The sequence below is a fragment of the Pallidibacillus pasinlerensis genome (genome assembly GCF_009996845.1).
In the GTDB taxonomy this organism is placed as follows: Bacteria; Bacillota; Bacilli; order Bacillales; family Caldibacillaceae; genus Pallidibacillus; species Pallidibacillus pasinlerensis.
On sequence record NZ_JAACYS010000014.1, the window covers coordinates 26,032 to 51,408 of the forward strand.

The following is a 25,377-nucleotide window of genomic DNA, read 5'->3' on the forward strand; positions in this document are numbered from 1 at the left end:
ATTTTCTACCTATTTGTTTGTTTTTTTTATTTTTCTTAAAAATAAAAAATAGGAGTTATCACAAAAAAAGAGACTGCCTCGCACCTGCAAGACAGCCTATCTTAATCAAAAATACGAAAGACATATTAAACTTGTTCCTTTAAATAATCACGAATTACATCAATAAAGGCACTTACATGTCTTAATTGAAACGCTTTATTATAACCTAATAACCATGTATCACGACCAATTGGTTCATCGTTTTCGTTTTTTAACGGGATTTTGTGTAAATTTCCTTCAATACCGTGCAGCGTAATTTCCGGTAAAATCGCATAACCTATCCCGTTTAACGCCATCTGTTTACATGTTTCAATTTGATCAACGACGATGACACGCTTCGGATTCGTTTGAAAACGACGATGCCACCAATCTTGAATTTCTTGATAATAATTGGAATCACTTTTAAATTGAATAAACGGACGATCCGTTTTAATGACATCATCAATATTTTTAATTTCTTTATCAACTAAAAATAAATGGTCACGGAATAAAAACCGTTTTTCACCTTTCCAATCCGCTGTTCCCCGAATAATACCGATATGCACTTGATCATCATAAACGGCCTTTAAAATTTCACTACTCCATCCAGTAATTAAGGAAATTTTCGCATGAGGATATTTTTCCACAAACCGCTTCAAAACCTTTGGTAACCAATTTTGACCAACAATGGAAGCACAAGCAATTTTTAACGTTCCGTGTACTTCCGATTCCAACGCTTGAATTTCTTCTCTAACTAACTCTTCCTTCGCCAATACTTCGTTGGCAAAGTAAACAATCTTCTCCCCTTCAGGAGTTAACGTTAACCCTTTATGAGAACGTATAAAAATTTTTGTTCCCCAATCCTTTTCAATCGACTGCAAACGTTGCGATAAGGCGGGTTGAGTGACAAACAGTCGTTCTGCCGCTTTTCTCATATTCATTTCTTTTGCTAAAACAGATAACAACTCTAATTCATTTAAGTTCATTTTCAACACCTAATTTATTTTTTTAATACAACAAGCTTATTTTATCATCATTTTTCCATCATGGGTAAAATATGAACATTCCACTCATAAATAAAAATAGTCTCTAATCTAGAGACCACGAAACAAGTACTAATTTTTCTTATAAATAAAACTGTTTAACTGTTTCAATACCGCGCTTCTTGTTAATAAACCTTCAAAATAGCCTTCATCATTAACCGCACATACAAATGGTAAATTTATTAGAAGTCTTAATCCTTTTCTAACCGAATCATTTGTATTTAAAATCGGAATATCTTTGTTCATGACATCTTCTACTGCAATCTTATCTAACTTTTCAAATTCAATCCGTTCCATCCCCATAATTGCATCGAGTATTAACGGGGTAGAAATTAAGCCATGGAGTTTATATTGAGGATCTAATACAGGAATACCTGTATAGCCAGTTTTAGTTAATACGAGCAATGTATGTTCTAAGTTATTTCCGATTTGTACATGGGCAACTCTTTCAGAAGGAATCAACAAATTGTCTATACTTCGATCAAGAAAATCGCCAGTTTGTAAATCAATCATAGGCAAGTCTCCCATCTTGATTTTTCCTTAGCAAATATATTTTAACATAGATTGGTATTTCTTGCCTTTAAGAAGGGAGTTAATACTGTCTACAATTTATTACAAATTTCGCCATTTATCCACAATTAAGCTTCCGGTTGTAGCAACTCATAAATCTCAATCGCCGTCATATCGATATCATCGAATTGGAAGGTATCGGTTTTTCCATCTTTATTATAAACCTTTAGCTCAAAGGAGTTTGTTTTTGTATAATAATTCACTTTACATTTTCTAACACCGTTTTGTTCAAAATAACGTTCTGTATCTTCTTCCGCTTCTTGCATATTTTTTAAACGAGATAAAATTCCTTCTAATAATGACATGTCATTTCCTCCCAAATTAAAAATCAACAAATTTACATTCTTTTCAAACTGTAGCAATTTTAGTACAATCAGTCATATAAACAGCTAAGGAGTGATAAAATGGAACGAATAGTTATATATACACAACCAGATTGTCCACCATGTGAAATTACGAAAAGATATTTCCAAGATCAAAGAATTGAATACATTGAAAAAAATGTAAGACAAGATAAACAAGCATACAACGAATTAGTTAAAAAATACAAATCATACTCAACACCGACAGTCGTTATCGGTGAAAAAGTGTTTTCCGGGTTCAAATTAAATGAAATAGAGCAAGAACTTTTCGGAAAAAACTCTTAAGAAAATCTTTTCCAATCATAATTTTCCACACAAAAAGAAGTCTATACAATTAAATCAAATTAAAATTCTTTTCTTGTTCAAAATAAAGGAGGATCACAAGACAACTATTTGCTTTTTATTGTTTGATACAGATCCTCCACTGCTTTTCTAATTGTTCGATCTCGTTGATAACCCGTACTTGATACGGTATAATCATTCAAAGTCGCAAACACTTTTCCTCGAGAGCCTGCATGGTAAAAACCATATATATATATTTTGCACAAACCAATTGGTGTTGGAACAAGCATGATTTCAAATTTTTTCATTTTATACTCCTGCATTATTATTTTTAAATCAACTACCTATTACATTATAAATACTTCAATACAAATACGTAAAGTAATTTATTTTTTATTAATCTATTTTATAGAAAACGAACTAATGCAAACAGAAAAATATTTTGATAATATAAAGTTAAGAGTTGATACGATGGGTAGAAAAATTTCAAGAAGAAGCTTTTTGAAACAAGTGGGCAAAGTATCTATCGCTTCGATCGTAACAGGAATCATAGGACATTGTTACATAAAACATATCGAACCAAAATGGATTGAAATTACACATCATCCGATTCATCACCCACTAATTCCACCGAGCTTTAATAATTTTAGAATCATTCAATTTAGTGATACTCATCTAGGTTTTCATTTGGACTTTGACCAATTTGAAAAAATCATTCAAACAATTTCTAATCAATTTGCAGACTGTATTATTTTTTCTGGTGACCTAGTAGATAATTTATTATCCTTTTTCGAATTTGAGCATGTCATTCTTTTATTAAGTCAATTACAAGCTCCCTTCGGAAAATTTGCAGTATATGGTAATCATGATCACGGCGGTTGGGGTACGGAAAAATATGCAGACATAATGAGAACATCAGGTTTTACCTTATTACGAAATGAATCTGTTTCTATTGTGAATGGTAGTGATGAGCAGATTACTTTAACGGGAATTGATGAACCAATTTTAGGTAAACCCGACATTGAAAAAGCTGTAAAAAATAATCCTACCGAACAATTTACAATTTTAATTTCCCATGCGCCTGATTTAGCAGATGAAGTGAAAAATTATCCCGTTCATTTGCAAATAAGTGGGCATACCCACGGTGGACAAGTCCAAATGCCCTTTGTTGGACCGATTATCACACCGCCAAAGGGGCAAAAATATACAGATGGATTTTATGAAATAACGGACAATTTTTCATTATATGTCAATCGTGGACTTGGTACAACGAGGCTACCCTATCGCTTTTTGTCCCGTCCTGAAATAACACTTTTTACCCTTCATAATAAAAATTAAAGGAGGTAGGCAAATGGGATCTGCCCAGAAAACTTCTACTGATTTCCCTGTTGATACGTTAGCAAAAGCACTCTTTATCGTAAACCGCCATGCAAAAACGGCTCTTGATTCAAAATTTTTATATTCATTGAAGCATGCCGCAATAAAGATAATGTTAGAAGAAGGTAAAGCAAAGAAAGTTGGCCTCCATTTTTCAAGAAATCCACGTTTTAGCCAGCAGCAATTGGTTGTCCTTGTCTCTTGTGGCAACTACTATTTTCACATCCCTCCAACAAAAGAAGATATCCAAAATTTAACGAATCTCGGTAAGTTAGATGATAATGTTCGTAACCCGAAGACAGTGTTTCCTTTAAAGGAAGCGAAGCGTGTTTTGCAAATTTATACTGGATTAAAACCGCCAAAACAAACGCGTCATTCGCATAGGAAACCGCGCTATCAAAAGCCAGTCTTTAAACGGTTAGGTGAATAATCCATCCCTTCTTTGTCATACATAATTATTTTCATAAGAAAATGGGCTCACATCCTGTGACCCATTTTTAATTTACTATTTATTAGTTGCAAAATTTTCCAATTTCCGTGATGAATTTGTGGTAGGATTATTTTAAAATTAAGGTTTAACGGAGTAGTAAAATGAAACAATTTCTTATAAGGTTCTCGTTCTTTATTAGTATTTGGGTTCTGTTTTACTTTTTTGAAGAATCCAATGTTACGACCACTAAATTACTTATAACGTGTTTTATCATTATTTTGTACTTTTTCTTACCAGTTACAAAATTCCCTTCCATTCATTATTGTTTACTTCACAGCTTGACACTTCTATTTTATTTCCACACTGCAACTAGTAGTTCATTAGCTAACTTCTTGTTATTTTTCTATTTTGCCATAGAGGCAATGTTTAAATTAAAAAGCAATCTTTTTAAGATGTTAATAGCATCAACATTCGGAGCATACCTTCTTATAACTTTAATTTTGGGACCGTTTGATCTTGATAAAACCATTATCCTCGGTGTTTTCTATTTTGTTGTTATAAAAGCAAATGAAACCGTCAATAATAATTGCTCATTGAAAGTAGATTTTCGCTCATAGAAACAGATTTTTACATTTTATTAGTCGTATTCGCTCATTGATTAAAAAAAGTCGCTCATAGAAGGTACACATTCGCTCATAGAAACAGATTTTTACATTTTATTAGTCGTATTCGCTCATTGATTAAAAAAAGTCGCTCATAGAAGGTACACATTCGCTCATAAAAATCCGATTCGCTCTTAGATTGAAAAAGTCGCTCATTGAAATGTGCAAATCGCTCTTTAAATTGACCAAGTCGCTCTTAAAACTTAAGTTTTCGCTCATAGAAAGTGAGAAAGACCCTTTAAATGGTTAAAATTACAAAAAACAGAAAAGCTTTTTTAAAGAACATATTAAATATCTCTGTATTTTCGCCCCAGCATTAATATTTAACGAATAAATATACTCATTTTTTCATCTTCTCAAAAAAAAACCAACCACATCCTCCTGCGGTTGGTCAAAACCATACAATATAAACAAATTAAACATCCCAATATTTATATAAAGCTTGTGTTCCGCTGTTTTCTTCACCTTGGGCAGCGAGTTTTTCATACATTTCTTTTGCAAGGGCAAGACCCGGTAAATCTATACCCATTTTTTCAGCTTCATTTAGTGCAATGGTCATATCTTTAATAAAATGTTTAATGAAAAAGCCGGGTGTGTAATCTTCTTTCAATATTCTTGGTGCATAGCTCGACAGTGAAAAACTTGCAGCTGCACCGGTTGAAATTGTATCAACGACCTTTTGTACATCAAGTCCTGCCTTTTTCGCATAAACTAACGCTTCACAAACCCCGATCATTCCAGAAGCAATTGCGACTTGGTTTGCCATTTTCGTATGTTGTCCTGCACCAGCTTCACCTAAATATGTAATGTTTTTCCCCATCACTTCAAATAACGGTAAAACATAATCAAAGGCATCTTTATCACCGCCGACCATAATTGCCAGACGTGCTTCCCGAGCTCCGATGTCACCACCTGAAACTGGCGCATCTAAAACAAAAATGCCCTTTTTCTTTCCTTCTTCATACAACTTCTTCGCTAATGATGGAGAGGAAGTTGTCATATCGACAAAATATGTACCCTCTTTACCATGCGTAATTAATCCGTTTTCTCCTAAATATGTCTCCTCCACATCTTGCGGAAAGCCGACAATCGTAAAAACAATTTTAGCTTGTTCCGCCACCTCTTTCGGTGAATCTGCCCAAATTGCGCCTTTTTCTACTAATTCATCTGCTTTTGCTTTTGTTCGATTGTATACATATAACGGATAACCTGCTTTTAGAATATGCCCTGCCATACTTTTTCCCATTACACCAAGGCCGATAAACCCGATTGATGGTTTGTCTGCAACTGTCATTTTCCATCCTCCCCCAATTCTCAATTTATTTATATTTTACCATATCACTTTTTCCATTACGAAAAAGAGGCATCCATTTCAAGGACCCCTCTACTTATTTGCTTTTATACTGATTTAACAATTCTTCAGTTGGATTAATATGTACTTGTCCCGTTTCCCCATCTAAAATAAGTAAATCCCCGTTTAAAATTTCGGTAGTCGCACAATTTGTTCCGATAATGGCCGGTATATGTAAAGACTGTGAAAACAAACTTACATTCGAAAATTGAAAGTCATAGTCAGTAACAATACCGATACAATATTTTCGGTTAAACTGGCTAGCAACAATCGGAGAAAAGTCTTCTGTAACAAGAATGACTTCTTCCATAATTAAACTATGATTTAGAATGGGTTTATTTTCTAAACAAGCAAGCAAAATATTTTCGGCTTCTTGTAAAAATGTAACATCAACTTCGTCTTTTAAATGACTAAAGGTTTCCATAACTTCCTGTATCGCAAATTCCGCATTTACATGATCTACTTCAATCACCTGTTTTATAGAATCTATCAATTCACGATTTTGAAAAAGTAAAAGCAAGTCTTCATAAATCGGCTTTTCTTCGTCGAAAAACGTCTGGATATATTCCTGAACATTTTTCACGAACTGTATAGCCTCATTTATACTTACGAACAATCGCTTCACTTGTTCATCCGTATCAGTGACGATTCGCTTAGTATAGTCAACCCTTCTCTTTTTAACACAATAAGCCTTGCCTATTACAATTTTTTCGGAAGTTGGAATACCTTTAATCCAAGTTGACATTATTCAGCAAGTTCCTCATCTTTTAATAATTTTTCTAAAGATGCCATTGCTAATTCTTCGTCAGTACCGTCAATTGAAATTTTAATTTCAGAACCACCTGGGATACCTAAAGACATTACACCCATGATTGATTTTAAATTAACGGTTCTATCTTTATACGTTAAAGAAATTTCTGATTCAAATTTACCCGCTGCTTGAACTAATAAAGTTGCTGGACGAGCATGAATCCCTGTTTGTGAAATTACTGTATATGTTTTTTCAATCATTTTTTCTCACTCCTCCTAAAATGAAATCAATCTTAAAGTAAATTTTTTGAATTAATACATAACTCTAATTTAGTATTATAACATATCTTATCCGCTTTCACCTTAATTAAGTTATCTTTTTGTAAAAAAATTCAATATGTAACAAATTTGAAATTTTATTTCAAGTTTACCCTCACTTTCCTATTCGATACGTTATTTTTCCCTTTATCGTCCATATTTATTGCGTTCACATTTTCTTAAAAATAAAAACTGACTCAAATTGAGTCAGTTTTTAAAACTATTTTGCAAATACGTGATTACCAATTGTAATTGTTACTTCTCTTGTCGCCACGTAATCACTAGTTGATGTTTTCGGATTGTAGAAAAAGATGGAACCATTTCCTTGACCGCGAAATGCTAAAGCTTCCTTCACCGCTTTAACCGATTCTAAATCTGCTGGTAAGTTAATTTGACCATTAGCTACCGGTGTAAATGCGTAATAGCCATGATCTATTGCGTAAATTACTTCAGAAATTGTATTCGGAAAATCAGGGTGATCGACACGGTTTAATACGACCGTCGCCACCGCCACTTTTCCTTCATACGGTTCACCTTTTGCTTCCGCATTAACTAATCGAGCTAATAAATCTAATTCTTGTTGAGAAATTTGTTCAGGAATCGTTAATTGTTGACCTGGATAAATTAATGAAGAGTTTAATTGATTCCTAGATTGAAGTTGAAGTACAGGAACGCCATAAGTTTGGGCAATTTTATATAATGAATCGCCCGTTTTAACTGTATAATTCGTTGCTGCTTCTGTATGATTAATAGGTAAAATAGAAATCATCGTACCTAACGCTAATGTTGCAATAACACCTTTTTTAAGTTTTTTAAACATATTGCACCTCCAAGTTTTTTAAAGCACATAATTAGCCTAACAACGAATCTAGCAACAATGCAATAGTTGAAACTTGGAAATGCAACCATTATTTTTCCAATGAAAATTACATTTTAACTTCTCGGTTCATCTAAATACCTATAAAGGACATTTCCACCGCGTTTCGCAACTCCACGAAAATGTTTAAAGTCAGGGCGTCTAACTAATACATTCCGGAAAACTTCAAAATCCTCTTTTGCAACGGTGTATTCAGGCAACTGTTTCGCTGCTAATTGATCCAATATTTCCTGTGCCTTTTGCTCATCCATGCTCTGTCCCTCCTGTATTTAAATGAATTATCAAAAAACATTTGAAATTCACTGAAATATTCCCTTTACATTTTTCTAATAATATAGCAAACTAGTATTTAATTATAAATAAAGTAAGGAGAGAAGTAAATTGAAAAAGAAAGCTACTGTTGGAAATGTAATCGAATTCAAAAATGGTTTGCGCGGAGTTGTTGAAAAAGTTAACGAGAATTCTGTAATCGTTAATTTAACATATATGGAAAATTTCCATGAACTTGATTTAAATGAACGCACTGTCGTTAATCATAAAAATTATAAAGTTATTGCTGATTCAATGTAAGCGTTACCTTTGCATCGTAATTAGTACCTCTTTTCACTTGAAATATAATAAATTTATCCGAAGGAATGTAACCGTTTTACCGTTTACGTTCCTTTATTTTTTACGAATGAATCATAATTTTCGAATAAAACTAAAATATAAAGCGTTTTACTTTCCTATCTTTTTCAATCAGACCGTTTATGTTAAAATGTTATCTGAGTTTGAAAGGAGAAAGTTAATTTATGAAAAAAGCCTTCACCGATTGGAAATTTCTTTTAGGACTAGTTTTAGCAAATGCACTTATATACTTTGCTTATAATCAAGGTAAAGTATTTTGGTATATACAAACTGGTTCAATGTTATTTTTAATCTCATATGCGATATTAAATGAAGATGTAGATGACCGCATTTCCCTAGGTCAATATTTGTTTTATGGACTATTATCCGGTGCTGCACTATACGGTGTCTTTTGGCTCGGTGACCTGTTACTTAACTTGTTAAATTTCACATCATTGTCAAATCAAGTAACAAAACTATACAATAAATTTTCACCGGACGCGATTTGGCATTATATCGCCTTAATTTTAATTATTGTACCAGGTGAAGAATTTTTCTGGCGCGGATTTATTCAAAAACGTTTATTAGCTTCAACCGGTGTTTGGACAAGTGTCATCGTATCTACTGTTTTTTATAGTATCGTTAGCTTATATTCTGGATACATATTACTAGGCATTGCTGCTTTAATTTGTGGATTTGTTTGGGGAACGCTTTACGCTTGGAAAAGAAGTTTGCCCCTTGTGATTATATCCCATTTAACGTTCAACTTGTTACTGCTCGTCTTTTTCCCAATTGTATAAAACAAAGGCTGCCAAAAGATCTACTCACGAAAAAATGTGAACTGAACCTTTTAGCAGCCTTTTTTATTTAATAACAAGAATAAGTAAAAATGCTAAACTAATATATCCGAACAATGGATACAGCGTACTAAGTAAAGTACTATAATCAACAATACTTATGCAATAAGCTACTGCCAGAATACATGTAGCAATAACAAGCGAACCGCCACTTGTCCCCTTTCGGATAAACCGCTCCAATCCATACACATTCCCAATAACCGAAGTAAAAATTTCCCCATAAATAATAAAAATATAGATTAAATAAACTATAGGTGCCAATGTTTCCATCATAACGGCCATAGGAATATGATAGTTAGTTACTCCTGGCAGTTGAACAAGGGTTACGTGACTTGCGATTAATATAATTGTTAAGGCAGCACCGCCGAGGATACCTCCCCATTTCACAACTTTTTCATCACCAATTTCATTTGCAGCTGGTACGAGTACAGCCGTGGCAAGGCTAATATTAAATGCTGCATAGGCAAAACCACTACTTATGACTCCAAAGGTAAACCGCTCTGCAAACATAACGTTTGGCCAAAATTCTGGTAGTTGAAAAGAAAGATAGGCTAACATTAAACAAAAAGTAATTAAAACAGGAACGACAAATGAATTAACGAGAACGAGACCGCTCGTCCCAATTGTTAAAACGATTAAAGTTAGAAAAATCGTCACGAATACACCAAGTTGTTTTGGTAAAAGTAATTGTTCTTCAAATACACTCCCGGAACCAGATAACATGACGGCGGAAACACCCAGCAACATAATAAACATGATGACATTAATGATTGGTGTAATGTAAGGACCAAACATATACAAATTTAATTGATGGAAACTTTTCGCCTCTAATCGAATCGCAAGCAGCATAATTTTGACACCAAACCAAATAAAACATAATCCAGCAATAATAATTCCGATTAACCCATATAAACCATATTGCGAGAAAAACTCAACTATTTCCCTCCCTGTAGCAAACCCAGCACCTACGATCGTTCCGACATAAACTGAGGCTAATTGGAAAGATTTTTTCCATTTCAATCCCTTCGCCTCCTTTGCCTACTTTTACGTGACGGAACATATATTTTCTCCCAATCTACAAACTTGTCCAAAATGGCTTCTGCTTCCATCATATGCAAGACCTAAATAATAAAGAACTTCTCACGCTTTTAAAGATTTTTTTGCATAACACTTGAAAGTCAAATTAGGTCAAATTATAATATAGGTGAAAGAAAGTCAAAGATAGTCAAGGTCAAAACAAGATAAAAAGAGGAGGTTAGATTAAATGCTTTGTCAAAAATGTCATAAAAACAATGCGAATATCCATCTAACATTAAATCTAAATGGTCAACAAGTTGAATATACTTTATGCAATGATTGCTATAAACAAGAAAGAGCGAATTTTGATTCATCAGTTAAAAACATGTTTAATGAGCCTTTTAGTAATATGTTCGGTGGTTTTGCCGACGCCTTCGGTGGTCAAGAAACAAATGGTCAAAAGGGAGTTAAAACAAAAACAATGCAACATTCTCGAGGTGGCGGAGGATTTCTTGATCAATTCGGTAAAAACTTAACGGACGAAGCACGAGAAGGTAAGTTAGATCCGGTTATCGGCCGTGACAAAGAAATCGAGCAAGTTATTGAAATTTTAAACCGGAGAAACAAAAATAACCCTGTTCTGATCGGAGAACCAGGTGTTGGTAAAACAGCTGTTGTGGAAGGACTAGCCCTAAGAATAGTAAATGGCGATGTTCCATTTAAATTACGTAACAAAGAAGTATACTTATTAGACGTCTCTTCCCTTGTTGCAAATACGGGGATTCGAGGACAATTTGAAGCACGTATGCAACAACTAATTACGGAATTGCAAGAACGCAATGATATCATCTTATTCATCGATGAGATTCATTTAATTGTCGGAGCAGGTTCTGCAGAAGGTTCGATGGATGCCGGAAATATTTTAAAACCAGCCCTTGCCCGTGGTGAAATGCAGTTAATTGGGGCAACGACATTAAAAGAATATCGACAAATTGAAAAAGATGCCGCTTTAGAACGTCGTTTCCAACCGGTTCAAGTACACGAACCAACAATTGAAAATACAATTCAAATTTTAAAAGGGTTACAAGGCCGATACGAAACTTATCATAATGTGAAATACACAGAAGATGCGATCAATGCTTGTGTCCAATTATCAAGTCGCTATATTCAAGACCGCTTTTTACCAGATAAAGCAATTGACTTAATGGATATTGCCGGCTCTAAAGTGAATTTAACATCATCTACATTAACACCAGAACAAATTGATGCACGTTTACAACAGATAAAGCTTGAAAAAGAACAAGCACTAAGCTCGGAAAATTATGAACTTGCAGCTAAACTACGGGATGAAGAAAAAGAGTTAGAACATCAACGTGTAAATGCAAAAGAAGCTGGTGAACCAATTGTTGATATTTCCATCATCCAACAAATTATTGCTGAAAAAACAGGCATTCCACTCGGAAAACTGCAAGAAGATGAACAAGAAAAACTGAAAAATCTAGAACAACAACTTGCTGCAAAAGTAATTGGACAAAAGGAAGCAGTTGAAAAAGTGGCAAAAGCAATCCGTAGAAGTCGTGCTGGCTTGAAAGCGAAAAACAGACCAATTGGCTCCTTCCTCTTTGTCGGACCAACGGGTGTTGGTAAAACAGAATTAGCAAAAACGTTAGCGGAAGAATTATTCGGTACGAAAGATGCGATGATTCGTCTTGATATGAGTGAATATATGGAAAAACATAGTGTGTCAAAATTAATCGGTTCACCTCCAGGCTATGTTGGTCATGAAGAAGCAGGACAATTGACTGAAAAAGTCCGTCGTAATCCTTATAGCTTAGTATTACTAGACGAAGTTGAAAAAGCCCATCCAGATGTCATGCACATGTTTTTACAAATTTTAGAAGACGGTAGATTAACCGATAGCCAAGGTAGGACTGTAAGTTTTAAAGACACAGTCATCATTATGACAAGTAATGCCGGTCAAATGATAAAAAGCGTGCAAGTAGGTTTCGGTGGTTCTGATTCAGATGATAAAGGGGAAGTTATTGAAAAATTACGCGATTACTTTAAACCAGAATTCCTAAACCGCTTCGATGCGATTGTTGAATTTAAGCCACTAGAAAAAGAGCATCTATTACAAATTGTCGATTTAATGCTTGAAGAAGTAAGTGAGCAACTTCAAGAAGAAGAAAAGCAACTTACGATTACGGATGAAGTAAAAGAAAAACTTGTCGAATTAGGTTATAACCCACAATTTGGCGCAAGACCATTACGTCGTACTATTCAAGAATATTTAGAAGATAAAATTGCCGATTACATTATTGACGAACCAAATGTCACACAATTAAAAGCAGATGTAGTTGATTCAGAAATAGTCGTATCTGGAAACTAAGACTTGAAAAAATAAGGGACTGATAGATTGAGCTTTTGCTAAAATGACGCTCTCTACCAGTCCCTACTTTAAAAACAAAAAGATTTTCCAATTCTTTCATTTTTTCACACCTGCAAATTTCCTTCTTCATGTAAAAAAGAATTGGAAAATCCTCTACTAAATTCCTATCAAATTTTTCAAGTAGCCGTCGTTCTAAAAACCGTTAAAAAATATATATTAAAACTAACCGATTAATTAAATTAAATTAAATTAAAACCGAATTTCTTTCAATTTGAGGATAGTCGTTCATTCTAGGTTTACGAAAAAAACGCATGTATTTGTTTAACAGCCTGTCCAACTCCTGACTAGATTTTAAAGTTTCTTCATCTGTAAACCCATATTTTTCGGCAGCGGCGATCATTTTCTCTCTCTTTTCCTTAATCTGTTCCTCAAGATCTTGTTTGTTTTTTTGTGTATTCACTTTTAATCCTCCTACTTCTACCTCAATAGAACTCTTTACACATTTAATCAAATTTAAAATCGAAAGTAAATAGAATCGGCAAAAGTAGACAAAGTTCGCTAACAAAAAACTTTCGACAAAAAAAACGGTTATTAGTCAGCATTTTTCTTCTTTTTTTTCAATGGGAGAAAGATTGAAAAGGTTGTCCCTTTATTCATTTCACTTGCTACTTCAATCTTCCCGTCATGTTCTTTTATAATTTTGTAACTAATCATTAAACCGAGCCCTGTTCCCTTTTCCTTCGTTGTATAAAATGGTTCACCAATACATTTTAGTTTTTCTTCTGAAATCCCTTTTCCGCGATCTTCAATTACGATTTTTACCCACCGATTATTCGGTCTTGAAATGGAGACCGAAACAATTTTTTCAGCAGTATTATTTTCTACCGTTGCCTCAATTGCGTTTTTAATAATATTGATGAACACTTGTTTAATATGATTCGGTTCACAATACGTATTCAGTTCATCCTTCTCATAAAAGGTACGGAATTCTACATTATCCATTAATGCTTGCGGTGACAATAACTCCAAAGTCTCTTGCATAATTTTAATGACGTTGAAAACTTTATAGTTTACAACTTGCGGTTTTGCTAAAACAAGAAACTCATGGACAATCGACTCAATCCGTTCAAGCTCCGACATAATAATATTAAAATACGTATCATACCCATCGATATTCCCTTTCAATAGTTGAATAAAGCCTTTTAATGATGTTAACGGATTACGAATCTCATGGGCAATTCCTGCTGCAAGTTCACCGACAACATTAAGAGTATCGGACTTTCTTAATTGTTCTTCCATTTGAATACGCTGAGTTATATCATTAAAAACGGTCAAATGGAATCCTGGTAATATGTCACGTTTTGAATACATTTCAATCGCTTTCCGCTCACCATTACCTAATTCAACTTCAAAATGTTTTTCCTTTTGATGGGCAATTAACTTAATTGCTTGTAACAACGTTATATTATTGTGTTCACTTAACTTAATTCTTTCAATTTCCTTTTGAAGGTCCCTTTTATTTTGAATATGGAAAATATTTTTTGCGGTTTTATTTATTTTATGGATTATTATTGGTGAATTTTCTTCAACACCATCTTTCCATATCATCATGCCATTTAAAGCGTTGTCAAATATTTTCCGAAACTTATTTTCACTTTCAACTACTTTTCTTTCCATTTCAAGCTTTTCAGTAATATCGCGAATAATGGCCATGTATAATCCAGCAAATACATTCGAACTTACAGATACTTCAAAGTGTTTAATATCCTCTTCTTCTACACAAATCTTTATTTCTCCAAAAAATGAACCTTCTTCCTGAAGCTTTTCAAACCATCTTTTATACGACTTCTTACCTGTTTCGATAAAATAATCTTGAATATCTTTACCGAGTAATTTTTCCTTATCTCGACCAACAACTCGGCAGAAGGCTGGATTCACATGAATAATTTCCCCTTCGTTATTAAACATAACGAGACCATCAATGACTTGGGAAAAAATATTACTAAACATTTGTAAATACATCGATTTTTCCCATTCAAGCTTCCTTTGCGGAGTATCGATTTCAGTTAATATGTAAAGATCTGCATCATCTTTAATGTTGGCAAAAGCATGAAATACGACCGTTTTAATCGTTCCGTCTTGCAACTCGATAATAAATTCATCACGTAATGTACCTTTTTTGCGAAGGATTTGATCTTGGATATCAATCATTTCTTTTGGAGCTAAATATAAAAACTCATGTAACGTTTTCCCTAACAATTGTCTGCGGGACATTTGGAAAAATTGACATGCTGCTGGATTGGCGTCAATTAATCTTTTCTTTTTATCTAGTAAAATCATCGGTCTTTCCACTTTTTCATACACATTTTGTATCGTTTCCAACGATTCTTCTAAAATTTTCTTCTCTCCTTCTAACGCCGCAATACGATCTTTTAAATCAAAATAATAGGATTTTTGATTCCATTCATTCACAAATCTTCCCTCCTATTTAGGAAATACGCTACAAATAGACAATTTTCCTCTATTAAAATGCATAATATTCTCAATCTTTATTTTACCAAATTCTATTAATATTTAAATTAATCTATTTTCCTGTTTTTTTACAACCAACCTTAAGTTAACTTTAAAATTACTTTGTTAACTTTTCGCCATAATTCATTTATTTCTCAATAATGACGGTTGTCTTGACAGCTGTCATCTTAGTAAGGTGAATATCATACTCTTTTAAATTTGTAAAAAAAGTAATATAATATTAATTTGCTTACTGGTGCTTTGTCCCTTACACTTTATACTACAATATTTGAATTGGAGGACTTTCAATGACACAACAACGAGATTGCTATTTTGATAACGGAAAGTTCTTTCTAATCTTCTTTGTCGTGTTCGGACATTTTATCCGACAATTTATTTCGGAAAACGAACTAATCCTTGCAATCTATAAAACAATTTACGCTTTCCATATGCCAGCCTTCATACTCATTTCTGGTCATTTTGCGAAAGGTTATTTTGAAAAAGGCTATATTTTAAATTTAGTAAAAAAATTACTCGTCCCGTATATCATTTTCCAGTTTATTTATACGGTGTATTATTACTATTTATTTGATTACAGCACATTTACCTTTGATATTATCAATCCACAATGGTCACTCTGGTTTTTAATTAGTTTATTTGTTGGCATATGCTACTTCCATTATTTAAAAACCGGAAACCGTGGTTGGCAATCCTTTTTACGATTACGATAGGTATATTGGTTGGATATTTCGACTTTATTGACGGAACCTTAAGTTTATCTCGAACAATTGTATTTTTCCCATTCTTTTTGATCGGATACTTTTTACAACGGGAACATTTCTTTCAATTAAAAAGAAAGAGCATAATGATATCTTCAAGTTTCGTGTTACTAGTTACGTTTATCCTATTTTTTAAATTTCCAACATGGGATTATGAATGGTTATTTGGTTCAAAACCATATAGCGAATTAGATACGGCGATGGCCTTAGCTTGGTTGAAACGACTTTATATTTATGGAATTAGTCTACTTACTGTCTTTAGTTTTTGGGCGCTTGTTCCGACAAAAAATCATCTTTATACAAATATTGGTCGCTATACCCTTTATATATATTTATTACATGGGTTTATCATTCAATTTGTCCGGCAATTGGATATACCTAAATGGTTTGTGGACAACCATCAATCGATTATCCTGTTTTTAATTATATCGCTATTACTAACGTATATATTATCTAGTAAAATTGTCCGCACGTTGATGCAACCTATTATCGAATTAAAAGCAGTCAACTGGCGAATCGTTTTAAAGTCATTTAATCGTAGAATGTTTTCATAAGAAAAAAGGTCTGATCACTCAACATATGAGGATCAGACCTTTCTATTTCTAGCCGATTGTTACTCTTTCTTTCGGGTAATGATAGTGTTCTTTTTTCTCTTTTCCACCGAGCATGAACATGAAGGAGATCATCCCGACACGTCCAATAAACATTAGTAATATAATCAGGATTTTTCCAAAAATAGACAAATCTTCGGTAATACCTAAAGACATACCACAAGTTCCAAAGGCGGAACAAACTTCAAAAATAATCGCAATTAATGAAAAGTCCTCAGTAAAAGATAATAGTACAACGGATGTAACAACGAGTAACACTGCAAAAGCCGTTACGCCAAAGGATTTCAATAAATCTTCATTGTGGATTTCTCTTTTAAACACTTTAACAACACGATGCCCTTTTGCAAAATGTATAAAAAATAACAGGTTTAACGCAAACGTTGTCGTCCGAATTCCCCCACCAACGGAACTAGGAGATGCACCAATAAACATTAAAATTGAAAATAATAATAACGTTGCCGTTGATAATTCAGATAGATCCAGGGTTACTAAACCTGCACTTCGAGTTGAAACAGATTGGAATAATGAATAAAATAGTCCTTCAAGCCATGATTTACCTACTAAAAACCCACCGAATTCAAAGACGAAAAATACAATTGTCCCAAAAATTACTAAGGAAAAATAAGTAACCGTTGTAATTTTCGCAGTTAAACTAAAATGAAATATTGCCTTTTTTCTTTGAAAGTAATTTTTCACTTCTATTAAAACCGGAAATCCGATGGCACCTAAAATTATTAATATCATATGTACAAATTGTACAAAATAATCATGAGCATACGGTTGTGCCGATGTACCTGTAATATCGAAACCAGCATTCGTTGTCGCACTGACCGATGAGAAAAGCCCATGATAAAAGGCCTCTTGCCAATTTGGAAAATATCGTAAATAACACAACCCTAAAATTATCGTCCCAATAATTTCAATCAGGAAAAAAATCACTAATATGTTTTTTACTAAATTAACAACACCAGCAAACTTCATTTGGTTTTGATCTGTCATAATAAGTTGGCGTTCTTTTAGACCGATTTTTTTCCGAAATAATAACCAAAAAAATGTACCTAAAGCCATAATTCCAATACCACCGATTTGTAAAACGAAGATGAGAATAAAAATCCCGGTTGTGGTAAAAGTATCGGCAATACTTACGGTGGATAAACCGGTCACACTAACCGCACTAACGGCTGTAAAAACCGCATCAATAAATGACCACGGAGCACCTTCATGTCTTGCAACAGGTAAACTTAATAATATTGTTGCAAAACTTACGGCTAGTAAATAATACCAAACGATAATTCTTGCGGGGCTTAAATTGTAAAAGTATTTTTTCGTTTTTTCCCACATGTAGTTTGTTCCTCTCTAACTCAATACTTACATATTTTTACATGTTCGTCCAACTTATCTTAATACAAAGTCGCATAAGTTCGCAATGTAATAAAGTTAAAACTTCCCACTTATGATTTCCTTCGATTTTTTCCATAATAAAAATAACCTAGGAAAAGGTGGTGAGAACATGGCACGTTCTTCAAATAAATTATTAGTACCTGGTGTACAACAGTTTTTAGATCAAGTAAAATATGAAATTGCCGAAGAATTTGGTGTAACTTTGAGTGGGAATACTGCATCACGGGCCAATGGTTCAGTTGGCGGTGAAATTACGAAACGTTTAGTAAGACAAGCTCAAGCACAATTTGCGAATCAAAATCATAATCATTAAATTAAATATATCTGGACAAATGGAAGAGGCAAGTCAATCGACTCGCCTCTTTTTATTATGCCCCAAATTGTTCTGTTTGAGTTTCTTCCTCTACTTTACCGTGTTTTTTCGCTACGAAAACTGAAACAACCACAATTAAAAGAAGTACGCCCCAGAAAATCAGTTTCCATATTGTTGAATGTGGGAAATCAACTGGTAATAAGCCGACACCTGCATGGGATAACGTACTTACAACAAGTTTAACACCAACCCAACCTACGATTAAAAAGGCACCATGTTCTAATACCGGGTATTGAGCTAAAAGTTTCACGAACCAAGTGGCTGTAAAACGAATAATAATTAAACCGATTAATCCACCGATAAACATTACAGAAAATTGGGCTGCGTTAATGCCACCGATCATCATTTCTCCAATCGGCGGTAATGTTATCGCTAACGCTACCGCAGCAAGCATTGAATCAATCGCAAAAGCAATATCAGCAATCTCAATTTTCAACACTGTCATCCAGAACCCACTTTGTTTCTTTGGCTTCTCTTGACTTTCGCTGTTTTCTGCTGATGCTTTCCGAAGTTTAACGAAATGATTAATCATAATATATAGTAAATATATCGCCCCGATTGCTTGAACTTGCCATACATTTGCTAAAAGCGAAATTAAAAATAAAGTAGCAAATCGGAAAACAAACGCCCCGACTAAACCGTAGAATAATGCACGTTTTTGTTGCTCCTCAGGTAAATGTTTTGCCATAACGGCAATTACAACCGCATTATCTGCAGCTAAAATTCCTTCTAAACCTATTAATACGAGTAAAACCCAACCGTATTCTAATAAAATCGATAAATCCATAAATGTCCTCCTAAAGTTTGTTTATTCATAATGTTCTGCAATTAATTTCGAGCAATAAAATAGACCTTTGCTAACAGTGACGTTAAGCAAAGGTCTTGCATAGCACATAAACATGCCAACAAAGCCGGAAAGACAAAAGCCTTACGAAATGACGACTTTGTTTAAAAAAGAGAAGTCCTCTTCTTCATGCTACTCCCCTTTACAGGAAAATAGATCTATTTAATTGTGAATTAATGTGCAGATTTGATTTATGTTATTATTATACATACTTTTTAGGATTGTGGCAATATTTTTTTTGAATGGGGGGGTGGGATTTGGATGAGGTGGCGTGAATCCGGATTATTTTGGATTGGTGATAACAGTTTTTTATGTTTGTGAGGGAGTTTTCTGTTTTCAAATATTTGATGTAAACATTTCTGCGCAATTGCTTCTGGATTTTCTTTTTTCATAAGTGTAATGTAAACACTTCTTTGCATTTTTTTACCGGAGTTTCTGTGTTCATAAGCTTCATGTAAACACTTCTATGCGTTTTTTCTGTGTTCATAAGCGTCATGTAAACACTTCTTTGCGCTTTCTACCATAGGTTCTGTTTACAGAAGCCTGATATTAACACTTCTTCACGTTTTCTACCTGAGTTTATGCTTATAAAAGACGGATATAAACACTTCTTTGCGCTTTCTACCACAGGTTCTGTTTACAGAAGCCTGATATTAACACTTCTTCACGTTTTCTACCATAGGTTCTGTTTACAGAAGCCTGATATTAACACTTCTTCACATTTTCTACCTGAGTTTATGCTTATAAAAGACGGATATAAACACTTCTTTGCGCTTTCTACCGGAGTTTCTGTGTTCATAAGCGTCATGTAAACACTTCTTTGCGCTTTCTACCATAGGTTCTGTTTACAGAAGCCTGATATTAACACTTCTTCACGTTTTCTACCTGAGTTTATGCTTATAAAAGACGGATATAAACACTTCTTTACAAATTCTATCATAGATTCTGTTCATTGAAGCCCGGTATAAACACTTCTTTTCATTTTTTACCATAATTTCTGTTTATAGAAGCTTTATATTTATACTTCTTCGCGATTTTTTTCACAGTTTCTGTTCATTGAAGCCCGGTATAAACACTTCTTTTCATTTTTTACCGTAATTTCTGTTTATAGAAGCTTTGTATTTATACTTCTTCGCGATTTTTATCACAGTTTCTGTTCATTGAAGCCGCCTATAAGCACTTCTTTTCATTTTTTACCACAATTTCTGTTTACATTATCACGATTTTAACACCTTTTCTTCCTATATAAAAAGAAGTGCATGCCTAAAAGCAAATCGCACTTCTTCATACACTCTTATCTATTTGTATACTCATCCATCGGATTATATAGTTTTACATCTGGATGTTTATCTTGGAACCAGCGTAAAGCAAAGTCGTTTTCAAATAAAAATACATTTTTATCAAAACGATCTTTTACAAGCATACTCCGTTGAGTATTCAAGTTCTCATCTACTTTATCGCCTTCAACCCAACGAACAATTTTTGAACCTAAATGTTCCATGACGACATCTGAATTATATTCATTTTTCATTCGATGCTCAAAAACTTCGAACTGAAGCTGCCCAACGGCACCAATAATATATTCTTCAAATTTTGTTTTATATAATTGGATAGCTCCTTCTTGAACAAGTTGGTTAATCCCTTTATGGAATTGTTTTTGCTTCATCACGTTTTTCGCACGAACACGAACGAACAATTCAGGCGTAAATTGTGGTAGTGGATCATAATGAATAATCGGTTTTCCACCTACAATCGTATCACCGATTTGATACGTACCAGTATCATATAGCCCGATAATATCACCACTAACCGCTTCGTTTACCGTTTCTCGGGATTCCGCTAAAAACTGTGTCGACTGTGACAACTTCATCTGTTTCCCAGTACGAGAAAGAATCACGTTCATGCCTCGTTCAAATTTGCCCGAACATACGCGGACAAAGGCGATACGATCGCGGTGAGCTGGGTTCATGTTTGCTTGAATTTTAAAAACAAATCCAGTAAATTGTTCATTTAATGGATCAATATAACCTTGGTCTGAATGACGTGGTTGTGGTTCTGGAGCAAATTTTAAATAAGTTTCTAAAAATGTTTGCACACCAAAAGTTGTTAAGGCACTACCGAAAAATACAGGTGTTAACGTACCTTCAGCAATACGTTCACGAGAAAACTCATTCCCCGCTTCATTTAACAACTCAACTTCTTCTAAAACTTGGTCATATAAACTTGACTGTTTAATTGGATGGTCGCCGTCAATTTCGCCATCTTCATTTAACGGAATAAAACGATCGTCTTCTTCCACACGGAATTGTTCAATTCGGTTATAGTAACGGTCATAAATTCCTAGGAATTCTTTCCCCATACCAATTGGCCAGTTCATTGGATACGCTTCAATACCAAGCACTTCTTCTAATTCAGCTATCAATTCTAGAGGCGCCTTACCAACACGGTCTAATTTATTGATAAAAGTAAAAATCGGAATTCCGCGCATACGACAAACTTTAAACAATTTAATTGTTTGTGGCTCAATCCCTTTACCTGAGTCAATAACCATGACAGCACTATCAACGGCTGTTAACGTCCGGTACGTATCTTCACTGAAGTCTTCGTGTCCAGGGGTATCCAAAATATTTACACGAAAACCATCATAATCAAATTGCATAACACTGGAAGTAACGGAAATTCCCCGTTGTTTTTCAATTTCCATCCAGTCACTTTTTGCAAACTTACCAGTCTTTTTCCCTTTAACTGTACCAGCTGATCGAATGGCACCACCAAAAAATAGTAGCTTTTCTGTTAACGTCGTTTTCCCTGCGTCCGGGTGGGAAATAATCCCAAAAGTACGACGAGATTTCACTTCATCTATAAAATTACTCATCCTAATTTTCCTTTCTAACTGTGGAAATACATGAACGAATACAACTCGATTCAATCATCTTATTAATATCACATCAGTTCCGTTCCTCTATTTTTAAGCATACAAAAAAATTTTACCTTGCTACGCGCAAGATTGCAATGATTTTTCGAACAGACTTGTGTGAAACAGGGGGACGGGTTCGGTGTTTCATTCACGCACATACTATGAACCTAACCGCTAAAATTTGGGATTGATACAATTGGCAACTTCTCGAACGATCCTAAATGGTACAGTGGACCCGTCCCTCCGTATCATCAATTTATAAATTATTAATGATTTCCACTACAGATAGTTAAAAAACTAAATCCGATAGTTCTTGATTAAATTTTTTATTACATTGAGCTGAGTCTTTTAGTTTTTCGTTACTTTTTCAAAATTAATTTTGGCATTAATCTTGCATGTAAAATAGTAGAAACAATTTGAAAGGGGGATAAGTCATAGAAGGTAAATGGAAAAGATGGATATATGATCTAAAGTAACGTTTCTAATAAAACTGTTACTTTTATCCACATTAACCTTATCAAAATAGATTGCAAAGGGGAGGAGAAAAATGGAAGAAATAGTATTTTGGTTAGTTGATCAAGTATGGAGTATGGCCTTAGTTATTTTTGTTCTTGCTGGGGGCTTATTCTTTACAGTAGCAACTCGGTTTGTACAGTTTCGTTATTTTATACAATCTATAAAATTAATGTTTGAAAGGCAAAAATCAGATTCAGGAATATCTTCTTTCCAAGCCTTCTGTTTAGCACTTGCAGGACGGATAGGCATTGGTAATATTGCTGGGGTAGCCACAGCCATTGCGTTTGGTGGTCCAGGGGCTGTTTTCTGGATGTGGGTGACAGCTTTACTTGGTGGAGCAAGCGCTTTCATTGAATCAACTCTTGCACAAGTTTACAAAACTAAAATTGGTAACGAATATCGCGGTGGTACACCATATTTTATAGAAAAAGGACTAGGATGGAAAAAGTTCGCTATTTTTATGGCGATAGTTGTGACCATCTCCTATGGTATTTTTGTACCTGGGATTCAGTCCAACACGATAGCAGCAAGTTTTGAAAATGCGATGGGATTAAATCCGGCTATAACCGGTGTAATAATCGTTGCAATACTCGGTTTAATTATTTTTGGTGGCGTTAAAAGAATTGCTAGTGTTGCAGATAAAGTGGTTCCTTTTATGGCTTTAGGCTATATTGTTTTAATGTTAATCATATTAATCGCATATATTGATCAAATCCCTGCTATGTTTAAACTTATTATCTCTAGTGCATTTGGATTTAATGAAGCCTTCGGTGGTATAGTTGGTGCAGCAGTTGCATGGGGAGTTAGAAGAGCAATCTTCTCTGCTGTTCCTGGAGTTGGGGAAGCAACTTATTCATCTGCAGCCGCTGAAGTTACTCATCCTGCGAAACAGGGGTTAGTTCAAGCTTTCTCTATTTACATTGATACTATCTTTGTATGTACAGCAACAGCATTTATGATACTAATCTCTGGTATGTATAGTGTAACTCCAGAAGGGCAAAATCCTATAGTAAACACTATGGAAGGAGTGGAACCAGGCCCTATCTATACACAAGCGGCCATTGACACAGTGTTCCCTGGATTTGGTTCATTATTCCTTGCAATTGCTATTTTCTTTTTCGCATTCACTACGTTAATGGCATATTACTATATTGCTGAAACAACAATCGTGTTCCTAAATAGAAATCAAAAGTATCCATGGTTGTTAACTGCATTCAAGTTTGTTTTCTTAGGTATGGTATTCTTTGGAACAGTCAGGTCCGCTTCACTGATGTGGGCACTTGGAGATATCGGTTTTGGTAGTATGGCTTGGTTAAACATGTTTGCTATATTACTTTTAACTAAACCTGCATTAAAAGCCTTAAAAGATTTTGATTTACAGATGAAGGCTGGAAAAAATCCCGTATTTGATCCTATTCGTGCTGGAATTAAAAACGCAGATTTCTGGGTGGAAAAAGCTAAAAATGATATAAGTTCAGACAAACACACATATCTTAAAACACAAGAACAAACAAAAAATGACAACTTAGATATGTAGTTTAATAATAAACAATAGGCAACCTAGATATGAACTGCCCCCTGTCAAGTAGACATTGGAAATAATAAAAAATGATTTAAGCGGCTTTAGTCTTGTATTCAAGAGGGCTAAGGCCGTTTAATCTTTCTTGATATCTTTCATTGTTGTAGAAGTAAATGTATTCTTCAATCGCTTTTAAGAGTTCTTCAAATGTTTCATATTTATGTAAATAATACTTCTCACATTTGAGTGCTCCCCAAAACGATTCCATCGGTCTGTTATCAATACACTTTCCAACTCTTGACATACTGTGCGTCATGCCTGCTTCATCTATTCTTCGTTTAAAACCATGTGAGGTATATTGATACCCACGGTCACTTTGAATAAGTGGTTGATCACTATTTAATAAATTGATAGCTTGATCAAGTGTCTCAAATACAAGTTTATTATTATTGGATCGTCCTAAAACAAAGCTAATAATGGAACCATCATATAAATCCAGAATGGCACTATTCTCCTCTTTTATAAGCCATAATTACTTCATATTTAAATTCAGTTGAATAAAATTTATTGGACACAAAAAACTCCCCCTAAGGTAAGCAGATTTTTATTTTTTTATCTGTCTACTTTAAGGGGAGCATATCAATATTTGGTTGCCTATTGTTTTAAAAAATGTCAAAAAATTTAAACATAGTTCCTTATTTTTTGAATTTGTGTGTATAATTTTTTTACACTCTTATATATTACCAAACATAAATTTATTAGAATAATACGAGAATTGATTTTACTTTTCTTGAGCATAAAATTCTTTTTCAATATCTTAATTCTTTTATTGAGTGATTAATACTTAAAATAGAAAAAGCATGTAATTATTTGCACGCCATTTCTATATAATCAACCAGCACTATATTTTCTTTTTCTCATAGAATTAATAAAGTGCTCAACTTCTATATATAAAACATCCGGAAAAGCGACTTTTAAATTTTTATAAAGTAATAAA

The 25,377-nt window shown here is 34.0% G+C and carries 23 protein-coding genes and 2 pseudogenes; 9 read left to right on the plus strand and 16 right to left on the minus strand.

The genetic code is table 11. The features are described 5' to 3' along the window. Positions 1 to 125: 125 nt before the first annotated feature. The 3 genes from GW534_RS04830 to GW534_RS04840 all read right to left on the minus strand — a co-directional run bounded on the left by GW534_RS04830 (position 126) and on the right by GW534_RS04840 (position 1,936). On the minus strand, positions 126 to 1,004 hold the full coding sequence (locus GW534_RS04830) for a LysR family transcriptional regulator (protein ID WP_161919931.1): 879 nt from the start codon (positions 1,002 to 1,004) through the stop codon (positions 126 to 128). Positions 1,005 to 1,133: 129 nt separating this feature from the next. Then, complete coding sequence (cbpB, locus tag GW534_RS04835; protein ID WP_161919932.1) at positions 1,134 to 1,574, minus strand: cyclic-di-AMP-binding protein CbpB; 441 nt, start codon at positions 1,572 to 1,574, stop codon at positions 1,134 to 1,136. A 125-nt stretch (positions 1,575 to 1,699) separates the two neighbouring features. Further along, on the minus strand, positions 1,700 to 1,936 hold the full coding sequence (locus tag GW534_RS04840) for a DUF1797 family protein (protein ID WP_161919933.1): 237 nt from the start codon (positions 1,934 to 1,936) through the stop codon (positions 1,700 to 1,702). Between the two features lie 99 nt (positions 1,937 to 2,035). On the opposite strand from GW534_RS04840, the gene GW534_RS04845 reads away from it, so the two are divergent. Beyond that, a complete protein-coding gene (locus GW534_RS04845; protein ID WP_161919934.1) occupies positions 2,036 to 2,278 on the plus strand; it encodes a glutaredoxin domain-containing protein in 243 nt (80 codons plus the stop codon). Between the two features lie 104 nt (positions 2,279 to 2,382). Here the strand turns inward: GW534_RS04845 and GW534_RS04850 are convergent, their stop codons facing one another. Beyond that, complete coding sequence (locus GW534_RS04850; protein WP_161919935.1) at positions 2,383 to 2,583, minus strand: hypothetical protein; 201 nt, start codon at positions 2,581 to 2,583, stop codon at positions 2,383 to 2,385. A gap of 163 nt (positions 2,584 to 2,746) precedes the next feature. Here GW534_RS04850 and GW534_RS04855 point away from each other — a divergent pair, with 163 nt between their 5' ends. Both GW534_RS04855 and GW534_RS04860 read left to right on the plus strand, forming a co-directional pair. Beyond that, positions 2,747 to 3,613, plus strand: a complete 867-nt coding sequence (locus GW534_RS04855; RefSeq protein ID WP_161919951.1) for a metallophosphoesterase — start codon at positions 2,747 to 2,749, stop codon at positions 3,611 to 3,613. Between the two features lie 13 nt (positions 3,614 to 3,626). Further along, complete coding sequence (locus GW534_RS04860) at positions 3,627 to 4,082, plus strand: YkyB family protein (protein WP_161919936.1); 456 nt, start codon at positions 3,627 to 3,629, stop codon at positions 4,080 to 4,082. A 1,077-nt stretch (positions 4,083 to 5,159) separates the two neighbouring features. Here the strand turns inward: GW534_RS04860 and GW534_RS04865 are convergent. The 5 genes from GW534_RS04865 to GW534_RS04885 form a co-directional block, all read right to left on the minus strand. After that, on the minus strand, positions 5,160 to 6,038 hold the full coding sequence (locus tag GW534_RS04865; protein WP_161919937.1) for an NAD(P)-dependent oxidoreductase: 879 nt from the start codon (positions 6,036 to 6,038) through the stop codon (positions 5,160 to 5,162). A 94-nt stretch (positions 6,039 to 6,132) separates the two neighbouring features. Further along, entirely contained in the window at positions 6,133 to 6,840 is a 708-nt protein-coding gene (locus tag GW534_RS04870; RefSeq protein ID WP_161919938.1) for a phosphoenolpyruvate-utilizing N-terminal domain-containing protein, read from the minus strand. Then, positions 6,840 to 7,106: a phosphocarrier protein HPr gene (locus tag GW534_RS04875; RefSeq protein ID WP_202630830.1), complete on the minus strand. Its 267-nt coding sequence runs from the start codon at positions 7,104 to 7,106 to the stop codon at positions 6,840 to 6,842. Before GW534_RS04875 ends, GW534_RS04870 begins: the two co-directional genes overlap by 1 nt. A 277-nt stretch (positions 7,107 to 7,383) precedes the next feature. Continuing rightward, positions 7,384 to 7,932, minus strand: a complete 549-nt coding sequence (locus GW534_RS04880) for a cell wall hydrolase (RefSeq protein ID WP_161919953.1) — start codon at positions 7,930 to 7,932, stop codon at positions 7,384 to 7,386. A gap of 164 nt (positions 7,933 to 8,096) precedes the next feature. Then, positions 8,097 to 8,291 carry a hypothetical protein gene (locus GW534_RS04885; RefSeq protein ID WP_161919939.1) on the minus strand — a complete coding sequence of 65 codons (195 nt, stop codon included), beginning with the start codon at positions 8,289 to 8,291 and terminating at the stop codon, positions 8,097 to 8,099. Between the two features lie 130 nt (positions 8,292 to 8,421). Here GW534_RS04885 and GW534_RS04890 point away from each other — a divergent pair, with 130 nt between their 5' ends. Together GW534_RS04890 and GW534_RS04895 are read left to right on the plus strand one after the other, a co-directional pair. Next, complete coding sequence (locus GW534_RS04890; protein ID WP_161919940.1) at positions 8,422 to 8,610, plus strand: YkvS family protein; 189 nt, start codon at positions 8,422 to 8,424, stop codon at positions 8,608 to 8,610. A gap of 221 nt (positions 8,611 to 8,831) precedes the next feature. Continuing rightward, positions 8,832 to 9,446 (plus strand): CPBP family intramembrane glutamic endopeptidase, encoded by a 615-nt coding sequence (locus tag GW534_RS04895; protein WP_161919941.1) that lies wholly within the window; start codon positions 8,832 to 8,834, stop codon positions 9,444 to 9,446. 63 nt (positions 9,447 to 9,509) lie between these two features. On the opposite strand, the gene GW534_RS04900 is transcribed toward GW534_RS04895, so the two are convergent. Continuing rightward, positions 9,510 to 10,523 (minus strand): YkvI family membrane protein, encoded by a 1,014-nt coding sequence (locus tag GW534_RS04900; protein WP_161919942.1) that lies wholly within the window; start codon positions 10,521 to 10,523, stop codon positions 9,510 to 9,512. 244 nt (positions 10,524 to 10,767) lie between these two features. Here GW534_RS04900 and GW534_RS04905 point away from each other — a divergent pair, with 244 nt between their 5' ends. Continuing rightward, positions 10,768 to 12,909 (plus strand): ATP-dependent Clp protease ATP-binding subunit, encoded by a 2,142-nt coding sequence (locus GW534_RS04905; protein ID WP_161919943.1) that lies wholly within the window; start codon positions 10,768 to 10,770, stop codon positions 12,907 to 12,909. Between the two features lie 244 nt (positions 12,910 to 13,153). Here GW534_RS04905 and GW534_RS16645 read toward each other — a convergent pair whose 3' ends face one another. Both GW534_RS16645 and GW534_RS04915 read right to left on the minus strand, forming a co-directional pair. After that, on the minus strand, positions 13,154 to 13,369 hold the full coding sequence (locus GW534_RS16645; RefSeq protein WP_312854629.1) for an aspartyl-phosphate phosphatase Spo0E family protein: 216 nt from the start codon (positions 13,367 to 13,369) through the stop codon (positions 13,154 to 13,156). Between the two features lie 131 nt (positions 13,370 to 13,500). Next, the gene (locus tag GW534_RS04915) at positions 13,501 to 15,381 is read right to left on the minus strand and encodes a PAS domain-containing protein (protein WP_161919944.1); all 1,881 of its coding nucleotides are present in this window, start codon (positions 15,379 to 15,381) and stop codon (positions 13,501 to 13,503) included. Between the two features lie 347 nt (positions 15,382 to 15,728). On the opposite strand from GW534_RS04915, the pseudogene GW534_RS04920 reads away from it, so the two are divergent. Next, a pseudogene (locus tag GW534_RS04920) lies at positions 15,729 to 16,753 on the plus strand (acyltransferase family protein). A gap of 48 nt (positions 16,754 to 16,801) precedes the next feature. On the opposite strand, the gene GW534_RS04925 reads toward GW534_RS04920, so the two are convergent. Further along, the gene (locus tag GW534_RS04925) at positions 16,802 to 18,151 is read right to left on the minus strand and encodes a TrkH family potassium uptake protein (RefSeq protein WP_161919945.1); all 1,350 of its coding nucleotides are present in this window, start codon (positions 18,149 to 18,151) and stop codon (positions 16,802 to 16,804) included. A 169-nt stretch (positions 18,152 to 18,320) separates the two neighbouring features. Between GW534_RS04925 and GW534_RS04930 the strand changes: the two genes are divergently transcribed. Further along, positions 18,321 to 18,524, plus strand: a complete 204-nt coding sequence (locus GW534_RS04930) for an alpha/beta-type small acid-soluble spore protein (RefSeq protein WP_161919946.1) — start codon at positions 18,321 to 18,323, stop codon at positions 18,522 to 18,524. Between the two features lie 55 nt (positions 18,525 to 18,579). Here GW534_RS04930 and GW534_RS04935 read toward each other — a convergent pair whose 3' ends face one another. Continuing rightward, positions 18,580 to 19,371 carry a TerC family protein gene (locus GW534_RS04935; protein WP_161919947.1) on the minus strand — a complete coding sequence of 264 codons (792 nt, stop codon included), beginning with the start codon at positions 19,369 to 19,371 and terminating at the stop codon, positions 18,580 to 18,582. Between the two features lie 1,351 nt (positions 19,372 to 20,722). Then, complete coding sequence (locus tag GW534_RS04940; RefSeq protein WP_161919948.1) at positions 20,723 to 22,303, minus strand: peptide chain release factor 3; 1,581 nt, start codon at positions 22,301 to 22,303, stop codon at positions 20,723 to 20,725. A 589-nt stretch (positions 22,304 to 22,892) separates the two neighbouring features. Between GW534_RS04940 and GW534_RS04945 the strand changes: the two genes are divergently transcribed. Then, entirely contained in the window at positions 22,893 to 24,398 is a 1,506-nt protein-coding gene (locus GW534_RS04945; RefSeq protein WP_161919949.1) for an alanine/glycine:cation symporter family protein, read from the plus strand. 76 nt (positions 24,399 to 24,474) lie between these two features. On the opposite strand, the pseudogene GW534_RS04950 reads toward GW534_RS04945, so the two are convergent. Next, positions 24,475 to 24,888 (minus strand): annotated as a pseudogene (locus GW534_RS04950) (transposase); the annotation flags it as partial. Positions 24,889 to 25,377: the final 489 nt, after the last annotated feature.